Source organism: Streptomyces durmitorensis (genome assembly GCF_023498005.1).
GTDB lineage: Bacteria > Actinomycetota > Actinomycetes > Streptomycetales > Streptomycetaceae > Streptomyces > Streptomyces durmitorensis.
The window spans coordinates 352,124-367,504 of sequence record NZ_CP097289.1 but is presented as its reverse complement, the minus strand read 5'-3'; the positions used below and the strand labels follow the sequence as shown (position 1 = coordinate 367,504).

At 71.5% G+C, this 15,381-nt stretch carries 14 protein-coding genes; 4 read left to right on the top strand and 10 right to left on the bottom strand.

Annotation, left to right across the window (positions count from 1 at the left end; all coding sequences use genetic code 11):
• Positions 1-21: 21 nt before the first annotated feature.
• Positions 22-984 (top strand): DUF3500 domain-containing protein, encoded by a 963-nt coding sequence (locus M4V62_RS01325; protein WP_249585321.1) that lies wholly within the window; start codon positions 22-24, stop codon positions 982-984.
• A 33-nt stretch (positions 985-1,017) separates the two neighbouring features.
• Here M4V62_RS01325 and M4V62_RS01320 read toward each other — a convergent pair whose 3' ends face one another.
• The 5 genes from M4V62_RS01320 to M4V62_RS01300 form a co-directional block, all read right to left on the bottom strand.
• On the bottom strand, positions 1,018-1,452 hold the full coding sequence (locus tag M4V62_RS01320) for a DUF6299 family protein (protein ID WP_249585320.1): 435 nt from the start codon (positions 1,450-1,452) through the stop codon (positions 1,018-1,020).
• Positions 1,453-1,488: 36 nt separating this feature from the next.
• Positions 1,489-3,282 carry a thiol reductant ABC exporter subunit CydC gene (cydC, locus tag M4V62_RS01315; RefSeq protein WP_249585319.1) on the bottom strand — a complete coding sequence of 598 codons (1,794 nt, stop codon included), beginning with the start codon at positions 3,280-3,282 and terminating at the stop codon, positions 1,489-1,491.
• Positions 3,279-5,015 (bottom strand): thiol reductant ABC exporter subunit CydD, encoded by a 1,737-nt coding sequence (gene cydD, locus M4V62_RS01310; protein WP_249585318.1) that lies wholly within the window; start codon positions 5,013-5,015, stop codon positions 3,279-3,281. Before cydD ends, cydC begins: the two co-directional genes overlap by 4 nt.
• 32 nt (positions 5,016-5,047) lie before the next feature.
• Positions 5,048-6,100 carry a cytochrome d ubiquinol oxidase subunit II gene (gene cydB, locus M4V62_RS01305; protein ID WP_249585317.1) on the bottom strand — a complete coding sequence of 351 codons (1,053 nt, stop codon included), beginning with the start codon at positions 6,098-6,100 and terminating at the stop codon, positions 5,048-5,050.
• Between the two features lie 126 nt (positions 6,101-6,226).
• The gene (locus M4V62_RS01300; RefSeq protein ID WP_249585316.1) at positions 6,227-7,528 is read right to left on the bottom strand and encodes a cytochrome ubiquinol oxidase subunit I; all 1,302 of its coding nucleotides are present in this window, start codon (positions 7,526-7,528) and stop codon (positions 6,227-6,229) included.
• Between the two features lie 177 nt (positions 7,529-7,705).
• Here M4V62_RS01300 and M4V62_RS01295 point away from each other — a divergent pair, with 177 nt between their 5' ends.
• Positions 7,706-8,653 carry a LysR family transcriptional regulator gene (locus tag M4V62_RS01295; RefSeq protein WP_249585315.1) on the top strand — a complete coding sequence of 316 codons (948 nt, stop codon included), beginning with the start codon at positions 7,706-7,708 and terminating at the stop codon, positions 8,651-8,653.
• A 53-nt stretch (positions 8,654-8,706) separates the two neighbouring features.
• On the opposite strand, the gene M4V62_RS01290 is transcribed toward M4V62_RS01295, so the two are convergent.
• Positions 8,707-9,393, bottom strand: a complete 687-nt coding sequence (locus M4V62_RS01290) for a DUF2848 domain-containing protein (protein ID WP_249585314.1) — start codon at positions 9,391-9,393, stop codon at positions 8,707-8,709.
• Between the two features lie 136 nt (positions 9,394-9,529).
• On the opposite strand from M4V62_RS01290, the gene M4V62_RS01285 reads away from it, so the two are divergent.
• Together M4V62_RS01285 and M4V62_RS01280 are read left to right on the top strand one after the other, a co-directional pair.
• Positions 9,530-10,921: an MFS transporter gene (locus M4V62_RS01285; protein ID WP_249585313.1), complete on the top strand. Its 1,392-nt coding sequence runs from the start codon at positions 9,530-9,532 to the stop codon at positions 10,919-10,921.
• Between the two features lie 68 nt (positions 10,922-10,989).
• Positions 10,990-11,793, top strand: coding sequence for a carbon-nitrogen hydrolase family protein (locus tag M4V62_RS01280; protein WP_249585312.1), 804 nt, complete (start codon positions 10,990-10,992; stop codon positions 11,791-11,793).
• Between the two features lie 100 nt (positions 11,794-11,893).
• Here M4V62_RS01280 and M4V62_RS01275 read toward each other — a convergent pair whose 3' ends face one another.
• The 4 genes from M4V62_RS01275 to M4V62_RS01260 all read right to left on the bottom strand — a co-directional run bounded on the left by M4V62_RS01275 (position 11,894) and on the right by M4V62_RS01260 (position 15,315).
• Positions 11,894-12,541: a GntR family transcriptional regulator gene (locus tag M4V62_RS01275; RefSeq protein WP_249585311.1), complete on the bottom strand. Its 648-nt coding sequence runs from the start codon at positions 12,539-12,541 to the stop codon at positions 11,894-11,896.
• A 456-nt stretch (positions 12,542-12,997) separates the two neighbouring features.
• Positions 12,998-13,456: a GNAT family N-acetyltransferase gene (locus tag M4V62_RS01270; RefSeq protein WP_249585310.1), complete on the bottom strand. Its 459-nt coding sequence runs from the start codon at positions 13,454-13,456 to the stop codon at positions 12,998-13,000.
• Positions 13,457-13,465: 9 nt separating this feature from the next.
• On the bottom strand, positions 13,466-14,008 hold the full coding sequence (locus tag M4V62_RS01265; protein ID WP_249585309.1) for a cupin domain-containing protein: 543 nt from the start codon (positions 14,006-14,008) through the stop codon (positions 13,466-13,468).
• A 335-nt stretch (positions 14,009-14,343) separates the two neighbouring features.
• Entirely contained in the window at positions 14,344-15,315 is a 972-nt protein-coding gene (locus M4V62_RS01260) for an isocitrate/isopropylmalate dehydrogenase family protein (RefSeq protein WP_249585308.1), read from the bottom strand.
• Between the last annotated feature and the right edge of the window lie 66 nt (positions 15,316-15,381).

Below are 15,381 nucleotides of genomic sequence, written 5' to 3'. Positions count from 1 at the left end.
AGGGACTTACGGACGGTGGACGTGGAACGATCGGAGAAGCCTGCCGTGCGGATGCGGGAGGCGGTGCGTGCGTTGCTGTCCGTCCTTGAGCCGGAGCAGGTGCGCGAGCTGCGCGCGGGGCCCGCCCGCCTTGATGCGCCCGAGCTGCGGGAGTGGACGTATCTGCCGGGCTCGCGCCCCGGGTTGTCCACCGAGGGGCTGGGCGGCGAGCAGCGCGAGGCCGTCGACGCGCTGCTGGCGGCGGCGCACAGTGCGGCGGGAGCGAAGCTGGCGCGCGGGGCGATCGAGGTGGAGCGGCACCGCCGCGCCATGGTCGGCGCCACGGGGGCCGACCGCTACTGGGTGCGGCTGCTGGGCGACCCGGACGGCTACGGCCCCTGGGGCTGGCGGATGAACGGGCACCATCTCGCCGTACACGTACTGATCACGGCGGCCGGGATGCGGGTGACGCCGCACTTCATCGGTGCGGAGCCGGCGCGCATCGCGGACGGCCCGCAGGCCGGCCGCCGACTGCTGGGCCCGGAGGAGGACTTGGCCCGGGAGCTGGTCACGGACCTGGACGTGGGCCGGCGGGCGGCGGCCGTCTTCTCCGCCGCGCCGCCGGACGACATCCTGACCCGCGCCGACCCGTTCGCCGATCCGGACCTGCTGCCTGCTGGCCTTCCGTACGGCGAGATGACCCCCGGTCAGCAGCCGCTGCTCGAGCGCCTGGTGCGCCGCTACCTGGACCGCGCGCCCGCCGCGTACGCGCAGGAGTGCTGGTCCGAGACCGTGGCGCGTGGGCTGGACGCCCTTTCCTTCGCCTGGGCCGGTGGCCGCGAACCCGGGGACCGGCACTATTACTGCGTTCGGGCCCCGGACTCGCTCATGGAGTACGACAACACCCAGGACGGCGGCAATCACGCCCACTCGGTCTGGCGGCACGTGCGCCACGACTGGGGGGCCGACTTGCTTCGCGCGCACTACACGGACCAGCACAGGTAGAAGAGGGTTTTGACCTGGGCCGACATTGAACTGTCAGCTCTCGGTGAGAGTGACTTCCTGCTGCTGCGTGGCGTGGAAGCTCGGCAGCGGGAGGCCGCCTTGAGCGGCCAGCTCCATCACGGTGGCTTCGACGTGGGCGGTGCCGGGCTTGAGGGTGGAGGGGGAGGGGCGCCCCGAGTTGGTCCAGGCGTGCTCCATGCCGTCACAGACCGCGCGGGTGCCGCCGATGCCGTGACGGACACGGCGATCCTTCTGTGCCAGGGAAGAGGACACGAAGACGCCGCCCGTCCCGCCGGTGCAGCGATAGGTGCCCGAGAGGGTGACGGTGCCGTCCGGGGCGAGGCGGCCGGTGGGGTTGACGGTCACCGTCTCACCCGGTGCGGCGAACGCGTTGGCAGCCGCGGCAGCAGGTGCGGTGAACAGGAACAGCGAGGCGGCGATGGCCGTGGCGGCCTGGCGCAGTGACATGGGGCCTCTTGGGGCAGGAGGAACACGGAGTTCCATCTATAGCGGGCCTCGTGCACGGGGCCGGGCCGACACGGCGCGAGGACGCTCATCTTGATCCTGCCGGTGCCTTGGCGCGGGGGTGAGGGATCGGATGCGGCCGTGGTCGAGGGTGAGGATCTGGTCGGCGCTGGTGAGGCCGGAGGCGTCGTGGGTGATCAGGAGGGTGGTGCGGCCGTCGGTGGCTCGGAGGATGTCGGCGAGTACGGCAGTGGAGGTCTCGGGGTCCAGGCCCTCCGTCGGTTCGTCCAGGACCAGGACCGGCGGGTCGGCCAGCAGGGCTCGGGCCAGGAGCAGGCGCCGGCGCTGACCGCCGGACATGGTGGAGCCGTTCTCGCCGACGAGGGTGTTCCAGCGGTCGGGAAGGGACTCGATCCAGTCCAGGAGCTGGGCTCTGCGGGCTGCTTCGTGCAGGTCGCCGCCGGTGGCATCGGGGCGCGCCAGGAGGAGGTTGGCCCGGATGGTCGTGTGGAAGACATGGGCGTCCTGGGTCATGCCGGTGATCGCGCGGCGGACGTCGGCGCCCGCACAGTCGCGCAGTTCGCGTCCGCCGATACGGATGCTTCCGGCCTCGTAAGGGACGAATCGCATGAGCGCGGCGATCAGCGTCGACTTGCCGGAGCCGCTGGCGCCCAGGAGCACGGTCAGGCGGCCGGGCGGCAGGCGCAGGCTCACGCCGTCGAGGGCCGGGGGGCCTTCGGGGCGGTGGCGTACGCGCAGGTCGGTGATGTCCACACCGAGTGGTCCGTGGGCGGGGAGTGGGCGTGGTGCGGGCGGGTCGGTGACGGGGGGCGGGGTGTCGAGCAGATCGGCCAACCTCCGTGCGCTGACCCGTACTTGGGCGAGGTGGCGGGCGGCAGCGGGCAGCGGTGTCAGGGCCTCGAAGGAGACCAGTGCGAGGACCGCGAGGACGGTGAGGTGCACGGCGGGCAGCTCCCCCGCCGCGTGGGCGCGCAGCGCGAGCCAGGTGACGCCGACCGTCGCCGCGGCCTGGAGGAGCAGGACCGAGGTCGAGGCGAGCGAGGTGGTCCAGGCCGCCCGGCGCTCCAGCGCGGCGATCTGGGCCGAGGCGCGGCTGGTGCGCTCGTGGGCGCGGCCCCGGGCGCCACAGGCGGCGAGGTCCGCCGCGCCCTGCGTCAAGTCCAGTGTGAGTGCGGCGAGTTCGGCACGTGCTGTGCTTTCCGCGCGGCTTGTACGGCGGGACAGCGTCAGCACCAGGGCGGGCACGAGGAGTCCCGCCACGGCCAGCAGCAGCCCCAGCAGCAGGCCCGCCTGCGGCAGCAGCGCCGCGGTCAAGGTGGTGGCCGACACGGCGACCGTGCAGGCGGCCGCGGCCGGGATCAGGACCCGCAGCAGGAGGTTCTGCGCGGCGTCGACGTCGTCGACCAGACGGGTGAGCAGGTCGCCGCTGCGGAAGGCGGGGGTGCCCGCGGGAGCGAGGGGCACGAGCGCCTCGTACACCTGGGTGCGGAAGCCCGCGACGGCTCGCAGCACGCCGTCGTGGCCCAGGAGCCGGTCGGCGTAGCGCAGTGCTCCGCGCCCCAGCGCAAGAGCGCGGACTGCGACGATGGCCAGGCTCACCGAGGCGAGCGGGGGCTGTTCGGCGGCGCGGGTGATCAGCCAGGCGGCGGTGGCCATCAGCGCGGCGGCGGCCAGCTCGCTGCCTGCCGAGGCGAGCGCGCCGGGCAGCAGTCGGCGCCAGTACGGCAGGAGATGGCGCAGGAGGCGCAGGGTGGGACGTGGTGTCCGCACCGGGGCGGAGGCGGCGACGCCGGCGTCGGCGTGGAGGGTCATGGGGCCATCAGCCGTTCTACGACGGCCAGTTGGGCAGGTGGGGTCGGTTGGGCCGGGGCGATGCTGCCCGCCTCTAGCGTGACGATCCGGTCCACGTGCGGCAGCAGGCTCGTTCGGTGGGCGACCACGATCGAGGTCCTGCCGCGCATGAGGCGGACCGTGGCGCGCGTGACGGTGGCCTCGCTCTGCGGGTCGAGGTGGGCGGTCGGCTCGTCCAGGAGCAGTACGGGGGCGTCCTTGAGGAAGGCGCGAGCCAGGGCGATCCGTTGGCGTTGCCCCGCGGAGAGCCCGGCGCCGTGCTCGCCGAGCACCGTGTCGTACGCCTGGGGCAGTTCCTCGATGAAGAGGTCGGCGAAGGCGGCGCGTGCAGCCCTGCGGACCTCGGCGTCGCTCGCGTCGGGGCGTGCGAGGCGGATGTTGTCCGCGATGCCGGCGGCGAACAGGTGCGGGCGCTGGGGCACCCACGCCACTTGGGCGCGCCATGGGCCGGGGTCGAGGTCGGCGAGGTCCGTGCCGTCGACCGTGACCCGGCCCGAGGCGGGGGTCGTGAAGCCGAGGAGCAGCGCAAGGAGCGTGGACTTGCCCGCGCCGCTCGGGCCGACGAGGGCCACGTGTTCGCCGGGGCGCAGCGAGAGGGAGACGTCGCGCAGGGCGGGCCCAAAGCGGCCCGGGTAGTGAACCGTGACCTCCTCCAGGCGCAGGTGAGCCGCACCGGCATCGGGCACCGTGGAGCGGTCGGCGGCGCCCTCAGCGGGTGAGTCCCGGTCGTCCGGGTCGTCCCGGTCGTCCGGGTCGTCGAGGATGGCGAAGACACGTTCGGCCACCGCGATGCCCTCGGCGCTGTCGTGGAAGGCCGCGCCCGCCGCACGCAGCGGCAGATAGGCCTCGGGGGCCAGGAATAGGACGATCAAGGCCGTACGAAGGGCCAACTCGCCGTCGAGCAAACGTAGTCCGACCGGCACGGCGACCAGCGCCACGGAGAGAGTGGCGACCGTCTCCAGGACGAAGGAGGAGAGGAACGCCACGCGCAGCGTGCGCATGGTGGCCCGCCGGTGGGCGTCGGCCATCTCCTGCACCACCCGGGCCTGGTGCCGCTCGCGGCCGAACGCGCGCAGCGTCGGCAGCCCGGCCACCACGTCGAGGAAGTGACCGCCGAGCCGGGACAGCAGGTGCCATTGCCGGGCGGTGCGCCGGGCGGTGTGGGCGCCGACCAGAGCGCCGAACACGGGGATCAGCGGCAGCGTCACGACGATGATCAGTGCCGATGTCCAGTCCGTCCACGCCAGCCACGCGACGACCGTGAAGGGGACCACCGCGGTGGCCGTCATCGTGGGCAGGTAGCCGACGACGTACGCGTCCAGGGCGTCGAGGCCACGCGTGAGCAGGGTGGCCGTCTCGCCGTGACGCCGGGCCGTCAGCCGCAGAGGGTTGGTGTGCCGCAGCCGGTCGGTGACGCTCTCGCGCAGGGTGCGTTTGGCTTCGGCCGCGGTGCGCTGCGCGAGCACTCCGCGGGCCCAGGTCAGCAGCGCGCGCAGCACCATGACGGCGGCCAGTGTGGCCAGCGGCATGATGCGGAACGGGTGCCCGCCGAAGCCGTCCGCGAGGACCGTGGCCAGCAGGACCGCCTGGGCGACGATGAGCCCGGCGCCAAGGAGCGCAAGAGCCGAGGAGTACGTCATGTGGCGGCGCACCACCGGGAGTTCGCGCATTAGACGGCGTTCGACGGGCTTCATCCGGGGGTCCCTCTCTCGTCGCGTTCCGGGGCTCAGAAGTAGCTGGGGTGACGGAGGCCGGTCCGTCCTCGGAAGGCCCACCAGCTCCATGTCTGGTACGCGAGGATCACCGGGATCACCAGGACCCCGAACGCGCTGAGGATCTTCAACGTGGCGCCGTCAGTGACGGCGTGGCCGACGGTCAGCCCCGCGCCCGCCGAGCTGATCAGGAGGTAGGGGTAGTGCCCGGCTCCCACGAGCAGCACGGGCAGCGCGGTGGCGCAGCAAGTGGCCGCGAATGCACGGGCGTTGTGTCCGCGGGAGAAGTGCCACCAGGCACTGGCGAGTGCCGCCGCGAACAGGGCGGCGATGACCGACGATGTGGAGCGGTTCGTCATCGAGGCGCCCGCTCCGAAGAGCGTGAGGAGCAGCGCGAGGGAGCCCATGGCGGCTGCCCAACGGAGTAGCAAGGCGCCCAAGTGCCGTGCTTTGAGGCCGAGTTCGGGATCTGAGCGCAGTGCCACGAAGGCCGCTCCGTGCGCCGCGAAGAGCAGCGCGGTCGTGACACCGCAGGCCAGCGTGAACGGCGAGAACACGTCGCCGAATCCGACGTGGAAGCTCCCGTCTGCCCGGCGGGGCACGCCGTGGAGCAGCAGGCCCACGACGATTCCCCAGCACACAGCGGGCAGTGCCCCTCCGAACACGATCAGGATGTCCCACCGTCGGCGCCCGCGAGGGCTGTGGGCGCGGCGGCGCAGTTGGATCGCGGCGTTGCCGAGGACCAGACCGACGAGGATGGCCACGACCAGGGGGTACAGGCCGGACAGGAGGGTGCCCTCCAGGTGCGGGAAGGCGCCGAACAGGACGCCTGCGAAGGCGACCAGCCAGACCTCGTTTCCCAGGAAGAAGGGTGCGATGGCGTCGAGGGCGGCGCTCCGGCCGACGCGGTCGCCCTCCTGGCCTTGTCCGTCGCCCCGGTCGCTCCGGTCGCCTCGGTCGCCGAGGAAGGGATGCAGCATCTGTACGCCGTAGTCGTAGCCGCCGAGCACAAAGTACCCGGCGAGGAGCAGGCCGAGGAGGGCCAGCCAGGCGGTCTCCAGACTCATCTCGCTCAACTTTCCGTTGTGGCAGGGGAGGTACAGCAGGGGAGGTCGTGCCGGTGCCGGTGCCGGGGTTGGTGTCGCGTATGCCGGAGGGGAATTGGTTTCGCGTGTGCCGGTCGTCGGCCCGCATCAGAAGGCCGGAAGCGGCTGTTTCTCCTCGGCGTCGCCCCCTGGCCCGTCGGGCGCGTCGTCGGGGAGCGGTTCGGTGGAGCCGAGCTGCGTGGCGTCCGGGCCGCGGAGGGCGAAGCGCGTGATCAGCGTCCAGTTCGTCACCGCCAGGGCGAGGAAGACGGCGATGAACACGGTGCAGGACACGGCCAGCGCGGCCGTACCGACGTGGGAGAGCGCGTCCTCCACCGTCAACTCTCCGTAGACGAGCCAGGGTTGCCGACCGACCTCGCGCACGACCCAGCCGCCCACGGAGGCGATGAAGGGGAACGGCACTGACGCCACCAGCACCCACAGCGCCGGGCGCCAGCGCATCAGCCGGTTCCTCCACAGCAGGATGACGGCGATGAACGTGATGGTGGAGACGGTGTTGCCGATGATCGTCATCGCGTCCATGGAGATCCGCAGCGTGTCCTGCCAGGGCACGTAGTCGCCGGGCCCGTGCTCCTTGACGAGCTGTGCCTGCACCTCGGCGACGCCGCTGTTCTCCAGGACCGCGTCCTTCATGGGCTGGGTCCGCTCGATCACGGGCCGCTGCATCTCGCCGACGATGACGACGAAGAAGGAGGTGACCATGGCGACCCACAGCCCAAGGAGCATGGAGCCGCGGAAGAGTTCGGTCTCCGTGGTGCGCCGGAGGAAGTGGTAGGCGCTGACCCCGGCGATGAAGACGCCGCCCGTCGTCAGCGCGGCCAGTGCGATGTGGAGGAGTGCGACCAGCGCGCTGGAGTTGGTGAGCAGCGCCCCGAAGTCGGTCAAGTAGGCGGCGCCGTCGCGTACTTCGTAACCCACGGGGTGCTGCATGAAGCCGTTGGCGACCATGATCCAGTATCCGGAGGCGTACGCGGTCAGGGCGACCAGCCAGATGAGCGTGACGTGTACGCCCCTGCGCATGCGCCCCCAGCCGAAGATCCACATGCCGAGGAAGGTGGACTCGGCGAAGAAGGCGATGAGGGTCTCGAGTGCCAGCGGGGCGCCGAAGACGTTGCCCGCGAACTTGCTCAGGCCGCTCCAACTGAGCCCGAACTGGAACTCCATGACCAGGCCGGTGACGATGCCGACCGCGTAGTTGATGACGTAGAGCTGGCCCCAGAACCGGGTCATGCGCTCCCGGACGGCTCTCTTGACGGGATCTCGGGTGTACGCGGCCCGGGTGTGCATGATCGCCACGAGGGGGACGAGCCCCATGGTGAGGATCACGAACAGCCAGTGGATGCCGGTCGTGGCCGCGAACTGGAGTCGGGCCAGATCCGCAGCGCTCATGGGGGGACCTTCCTACGGGGATGGGCGGCCGGTCGGACGGCCGTTCGTAAGAGCTTCGCGGGAACTTCGCGGGCCCTCGCGAGGCCTTGATGAAGACCGTAGGGAGGATCGCTTATGCATTCCAAGACCTGTTTTGCCATGTGAAGATGGCACGGAAGGCATAAGTGAAGGTGGATCATGGATCTTCTGCAGTTGCGCTACTTCCAGGCCGTCGCCCGTTACGAGCACATCAGCCGCGCCGCGCAGGAACTGCGCGTCGCCCAGCCCTCGCTGAGCCGCACCATCGCTCGCCTGGAATCGGAGCTCGGCTCCCCGCTCTTCGACCGGCAGGGCCGCCGCATCCGGCTCAATCCGTACGGCGCGATGTTCCTGCGGCATGTCGAGCGCGCCCTGAGCGAGCTCGACGACGGCCGCAGGGCGGTGCGCGAGGCCCGTGACACCGGCCTCGGCCGCGTCAGTGTGGCCTCGGAGACGCTCCTGACGGTCACTCATCTCATGGGTAGTTTCCGGGCGGACCACCCCCGGGCCGACGTGCGGCTCTTCCAGTCGACCGTGCAGGAGATGGACCGCCGGCTGCGCACCAGAGAGGTCGACTTCTGCGTGGCGTCGCAGCCGCTGACCGGCACGAACCTCGACTCGGTCGAGCTCGCCCGCGAGGAGGTGCTGCTCGCGGTGCCGCCAGGCCACTGGCTCGACGGGCGGGAGAGCGTGACGATCCCCGAGATCGCCGACGAACCCTTCGTCACCACGCGTCCGGGCCACTGGCAACGTGCCCTCCTGGACCGGCTGTTCGCCGCCGAGGGGCTCACGCCGCTGCTGTCCTGCGAGGGCGACGAGCCGGGCGCGAGCCAGGACATGATCAGCGCGGGGCTGGGCATCGGTCTCATCCCGGCGATGTCCCGCGAGGTCGGAACGGAGACGCGCGTTCCGGTGGCCTGGGTCGAGGTGGAGGCACCCGACTGCGAACGGGTGCTGACCCTGGTGTGGAGCCGCGACAGCTACCTGTCCGAAGCCGCCCTGAAGTTCCGGGAGTTCATCACGGGCACCCCCTTCATGGCCCACCGCCTGGGCCTGCCCGACGCGCGCCGCGAGGCGGGTGAGGCGGGTGAGGCGGTCGCCACGTGACCGGCCGGAGCACTCCCGGCGCGCGTAAGGGGGCAGCCGTCGGCCCGTGAGACTCAGCCGATGGGCTGGGGCAGGGGTGCCACCTCGTAGGCGAGCCGGATCGTGTTGCCGGTGGCGGGGTCACCCAGCTCCACACGCCAGCCGTCGGCGAACTGGTCCACGCCGTCGGCCATGGGGATGGTCCCCGAGATCAGGACGGTGCCGGACTTCAGGGCGCCGCGTTCGCGCAGCACGCCGGCCCAGTAGCCGGGGGTGAGCAGTTCGGCGAGTGTGCCGTCCTGGATCTCGGTCTCCCCGCCGTCGTGGGTGACCCAGGCGCGCAGGGTCAGCTCGTCGATGCGCGACTCGACGTCGGCCAGGAGCCAGGCCTGCCGGGCCAGGACGTCCGGTGCCGCGTTCTTGCTCCAGGCCACGCCGTGCACCTCGAGGTCGCGGTCGGTGTGGTCGCAGGCGGCCGTGAGGAGTAGCTCCCCGCCGTCCGCGACGACCAGCGCCCATTCGGCCTCACCCGATGTGCGGGCGTGCGGGGCGGCGACCCGGTCGGTCTGCTGGGCCAGGTAGGGGGAGACGGGGTAGAGCGCCGGGGTCACCGACGGCGCGGGCACCCCGAGCTGGGCGAGCTCCGCGACGTGCGCGGCGACGTCGGCCTGCTCGCGTCCGGCGTATCCGGCGTTGAGCAGTTGCACGACGTCGACGGCGCGGGTGGAGCCGTCGGGGAGTTCGAAGGTCAGCACAGTCATGGGGCACTCCAAAAGACGGGCGGGTCTCGACACGGTCAACTTCCGGCGAGGGGGTTGCGCATACGACCTGTATACAAGAAGTATGCCGGAAGGTCGATGTCCAGGTCGATGTCCCTCGACGCAAGGATCGGGAAGCATGCAGCACACCCCAAAGGGCCCACCGGCGGTTTCGCCGGACCGCTCCGGCATCCGCCGGGCCTTCTTCGCCAGCCTCACCGGGACCGCTCTGGAGTGGTACGACTTCGCGGTCTACTCCGCCGCCGCGGCGCTCGTCTTCGGTGATCTCTTCTTCCCCTCGGAGGACCCCCTCACCGGCACCCTCCTGGCGTTCTCCACCTACGCCGTCGGCTACGTCTCGCGCCCGCTCGGCGGGTTCGTCTTCGGGCGCCTGGGTGATGTGATCGGCCGCAAGAAGGTGCTCATCGCCACCCTGGTCCTGATCGGCGCGGCCACGTTCCTGATCGGGGTCCTGCCCACGCACGCCACCGCGGGCGCCGCCGCCCCCATCGCCCTGGTCGTGCTGCGGTTCGCGCAGGGTGTCGGGGTCGGCGGCGAGTGGGGCGGCGCGGTCCTGCTGTCCAGCGAGTTCGGCGACCCGCGCCGCCGCGGCTTCTACGCCTCGGCCGCACAGGTCGGACCGCCCGCCGGAAACCTCCTGGCCAACGGAGTACTGGCGGCTCTGGGCGTGCTGCTCACCGAGGAGCAGTTCCTCTCCTGGGGCTGGCGCGTGGCCTTCCTGCTCTCGGGGGTCCTGGTCGCCTTCGGGCTGTGGATCAGGGCGAAGCTGGAGGAGACCCCCGTCTTCAAGGCCATGGAAGCCGAGGAATCCCGGCCCGAGGCGCCCATCCGGGAGGTCTTCACCACCCAGCCCCGCGCCCTGTGTGCCGCGATCCTCAGCCGGGTGGCCCCCGATGTGCTCTACGCGATGTTCACCGTGTTCGTCCTCACCTACGCCACCGACGAACTGGGCATGAGCCGGGGCTCCGCACTGACGGCCGTCCTGCTCGGCTCCTTCCTCCAGATCTTCCTCATCCCGCTGGCCAGCGCCCTGTCCGACCGGGTCAACCGCCGCCTGCTGTACGGCTGTTCCGCCGTCGCCGCCGGGGCGTGGCCCTTCGTGTTCTTCCTCGTGGTCGACGGCAGCAGCTGGATCCTGCTGGTGTGCGGCGTCGTGGTGGCCCTGGCCATCCACTCCTTCATGTACGGCCCCCAGGCGGCCTTCGTCGCCGAGCAGTTCTCGCCCCGCCTGCGCTACACCGGGTCTTCACTCGCCTACACCCTGGCGGGTCTCATCGGCGGAGCGGTCGCCCCGCTGCTGTTCACCGCCCTGCTCAGCTCGTACGACAGCTGGGTCCCGCTGGCGCTCTACCTCGCCGCCGCGGCGGCCGTGACCCTCATCGGCCTCTGCCTGGGCAGGGACTCGGCCCACGCCGAGAAGGAGGACGCGCTGCTCGCAGGCGCAGGCGCAGGCGCGGGCGCGGGCGCAGGCGCGACGGAGGCTGCCGTGCCCGCCACCCGAGTGCCGTGACCGGCCGCACCGCCCGCCCCCTGGCTTCCACCTCACCCACCCGCCCCGACGCCGAAAGGCGGTCCACCGTGCGCATCGCACTGAGCCAGCTCACCACCGGCCCCGAGCCCAGCAAGAACCTCGCCCTCATCGAGGAATGGACCGCACGCGCGGCGGACGCGGGCGCGGACGTCGTCGTGTTCCCCGAGGCGTCGATGGCCTGCTTCGGCACGCCCCTGGCGCCGCTCGCCGAACCCCTGGACGGCCCCTGGGCCACCGGGGTCCGTGCTGTCGCGGAGGCGGCGGGCGTCACCGTCGTGGCGGGCATGTTCACGCCCGCGCCCGGCGGCCGGGTGGCCAACACCCTGCTGGCCACGGGCCGCGGCGCCGAAGCGTCGTACGACAAGATCCATCTCTACGACGCGTTCGGCTATGCGGAGTCCGACTCCGTGGCTGCCGGATCGCGGGTCGTCACGATCGACGTGGACGGTGTCCGCCTGGGCCTGGCCACGTGCTACGACGTGCGCTTCCCGGAGCTGTTCCGGGCCCATGCCGACGCGGGGGCCACCGCGACCCTGCTGGCGGCGTCCTGGGGTGCGGGACCCGGCAAGCTCGATCAGTGGGAGCTGCTGGTGCGGGCCCGTGCCCTGGACGCCACGCTGTGGGTCGCGGCCGTCGGCCAGGCCGATCCGGCCGCCGGGGGAGTCGCGGCCCAGGGAACGGCGCCCACCGGAGTGGGGCACAGCATGGTCGTCGGCCCGGACGGGACCGTGCGCGACCGCCTGGGGGCCGGGCCGGAGCTCGTGGTCACGGAGGTGGACGCGGACGAGGTCGCGGCGGTCCGCAAGAAGATCCCGGTACTGGCCAACCGCCGCCTGGGGGAGCAGGTCTGACCGACCGGCCCCGCAACTCCCTCTCCCCGCCGGGCCGGAGGGCTCCCGCCAGAGCCCTCCGGCCCGACGGCATGCCGAAGAACTCGGAGGCTGCGCCCGCCTACCCGGCGAGCAATACCTTCAGCGTCGACTCCAGATGGCTGTCGATCGCGGAGCACGCGGCCTGCGCGTCACCGGCCGCGAGGGCGTCCACGATCGCCTGGTGCTCGTCCAGCACCGCTTCCTGACGGCCCTGCTGGTTGTACAGGGCCACGACACCGGCCCGCACCTGACGGCTGCGCAGCCCCTCGTAATGGCGGTCGAGCAGGGCGTTGCCCACGGCCGACACGAGTGTCGAGTGGAACAGGTGGTCCACGTCGATGAACTCCTTGGCCTGGTCGGGCCCGCTCAGCACGCGCTGGCGCCGAAGGAGTTCCCCCAACTCCCGGGCCGGAGCCCGGCCCGCGCCGATGACGTGCTGGGCCGCGTACCGCTCGACGATCCCGCGCAGCTGCATCAGCTCGGTGATCTCACGCCCCGACAAGGGCGCGACCCGCGCACCGCGCTTGGGCACCAACTCGACGAGATCCTCGGCGGCCAGGAGGAGCAGCGCCTCGCGGATCGGGGTGCGCGAGACACCGATCCGATCGGCGATGTCCTGCTCCGAGAGGTACTCACCCTGCATCGCCGGGTCCGTCAGCACCGTGTCCTTGAGATACGCGTACGCCTTCTCCCGACCGGACGCCACCACTACCCCCAGAGATCGCATACACCTTGTATACGGAAGTTACCACGCGGTCCCGAGCACCGCGTGGCCTTGCGTCAAGGCGAGGGATGTCTACCGTGCAGGCATGGACGAGGGCGTCATCCCAGACGATCTGATCGACCGCATTCGCGCAGCCGCCCGTGAGTGGGCCCGGCCTTGGGGCGAGGACGCACCGCGGAACATTCGGGCCGTGGCGACGACTCAGGACGCTGCGATGAAGCACCTTCACGAGAGTGACCGAGTGAGCGCTCCCCAAGTACCGGTCTACCTCGTCACGATGGACGGTTCCTTCACGAGAAGGCCTGGCGTGCCCGGGGCCTGGGGCGTCTGGGCCGCCGTCTGCGTGTTCCGCTCGCCCTTTCGCGTCGGGTCCTACACGGTGAGGCCGCCCGGGTACGTTCCGCGCGGCCCGCTGGAACGGTTGGGGCGCGTGTACGAAGTCGGGGACGGCGGCAGCCGCTACGCCTCTGACCGGTAGCGAACCTCCTCGAACGGCCAGTCGGATGCCAGCCAGGTCGCCACTGCTCGGTGCAGTGGGCCGTCCAGTGCACCGTGGTCCGCGCTCACCCATGAGCGGACATCCGTCACGTGCTCGTCCGTGTGCGACGGGTAGATGTAGACGCAGCCGATCACCTTTCCGGTGTCGTCGAGAACCGTGTAGGTGAAGCCGGTTCGTTTGTCGAAGTCGCTCGCATGGCTTTGCAGGTCACGGAGGTTGTGGGCCAGGCTCATTCCCGCCGGGGGCGGCCAGCTCCGTTCTTGGAAACCGGGGGTGGCACGGATGTGCTCGATGCTCGATATCCAGGCGGCATGATCGGCGTCGTTGTGCTGCGGCCCGAGCGGTTCCAGGCGGAATCCGTCGGCAGCAAGACTCAGGGGAACGACGAAGTCGTCGGGGACACATGGCTTCTCAGGCATGCGGGGAGGCTATCGAACGCCGGGCTCGCCGCCCAGGACGTACAGCTCCGGCAGGTTCACCACGATCGCCTCCTGCGTGCTGCGGGCGATGACCACGACGGCCTCCTCGTCGGGGCTCGGGTTCTCCTCGCGGTGCGGGACGTACGGGGGGACGAAGATGTAGTCGCCCGGGGCCGTGCGGATCCGGATCTCCTCGGGCGTTCCGCTGGAGTCGTCCAGGAAGACGAACTCCGGGTGCCCCTTGATGACATGGATGGCTGTCTCGGACGCCCCGTGGTGGTGGTTGGAGGACGCGGTGTCGGGCGCGACGTGGGTCTGGCCCATCCAGATGCGCTCCGAACCGACGCTCCCGCCGCTGATCGCGGCGAAGCGCCGCATGCCGCCCGTCTGCGCGGTGTCGCCGTCGAGGGCGTCGGCGCGGATGTGGTGAAGGCGGGCGTTCAGGGGCGGTGAACCGGCGTCATGGCCGGGAAGGTCCGGGTGGAACGCGTCGCGATGGGCGGCCGCGGCCGACTCGTCGTCGGAAGGCGTGGACGCGGTGTTCGGGGCCATGGGAATCCTGCTCGTCGGGGCGGGCGCTCGGCGGTGTGGGGCACCGGAAACGGCGGTGAGCCGTGGCGGGTGCTCGGCCGACGGACGGCGTACTCAAGATCATTGGCGACGTTAGAGAGCCGGACGAACGGCCGTCAAGGTGTGCGCCCGCCCGAAGCATCCGCCGTAGGTGTGCGCGATGTGCCGGGCCCGTGGCGGCGCTTATTGCTCCGCCGGGCCCGGCACCTGGTGTGGCCGCTCGTCGCGAGGCGGCCTGATCCGGTCCGTCGGCGCGACGGAGGACGGGCCGGACATCGAGGGTGCGCAGGGGCGCCGGGGTGCCGGGGGGGGGCAGGTCAGGCGCCGAGTGCGTCGATCAGGGCCTTGGTGACGTCCTCGGTGGAAGCGGTGCCCGCGACGTCACGGGTGAGGACACCGGCCGCGGTGGTGGCCTCGATCGCCCTCTGCAGGCGGGCCGCCTCGTCGGCCAGGCCGAAGTGCTCCAGCATCAGCGCGGCGCTGCCGACCGCCCCGATCGGGTTGGCCAGACCCTGCCCGGCGATGTCGGGAGCCGAACCGTGCACGGGCTCGAACATGCTCGGGAAGCGGCGCTCGGGATTGAGGTTGGCGCTGGCCGCGAGGCCCAGGCTGCCGGCCAGGGCGCTGCCGAGGTCGGAGAGGATGTCGGCGTTGAGGTCGGAGGCGACGACGACGGAGAGCTCCTCGGGGCGCAGGACGAACTTCGCGGCCATGGCGTCGACCAGGACGCTCTCGGTCTCCACGTCCGGGTAGTCGGCGGCGACCCGCTTGAACACGTCGTCCCACAGCACCATGCCGTACTGCTGGGCGTTGCTCTTGGTGACGGACGAGACCTTGCGGTGCGTACGGGTGCGGGCCAGGTCGAAGGCGTAGCGCATGATCCGCTCGCAGCCCACCTCGGTGAACAGGGCCGACTGGAGGGCGACTTCACCGCCGGGTCCGCGGCCGGAGAGATTGCGTCCACCTAGGCCCGCGTACTCGCCCTCGCTGTTCTCGCGGACGACGACCCAGTCCAGGTCGGTGTCGTCCGCCTTGCGCAGCGGGCTGGTGATGCCGGGCAGGAAGTGCACGGGGCGGACGTTGGCCCACTGGTCGAAGCTCTGGCAGATCTTCAGGCGCAGGCCCCAGAGGCAGCCGCAGCCCCAGGGGAACTCCTGCCACTCGAAGGCGAAGGCGCCCTGCGAGGCGGCCGCGAGGGCGTCGAGGACGGCGCGGCCCGCGGCGACGACCTCGGTGCCGACACCGTCGGCGGGGATGGCGGCGATGCGGAAGGTGCGGGGTGCGGTCACGGGAGCCTCCGTTCATGTGGGTCACCCGGCGCGGAGTGAGACGGGGGACCGACGAGTGGATCGACG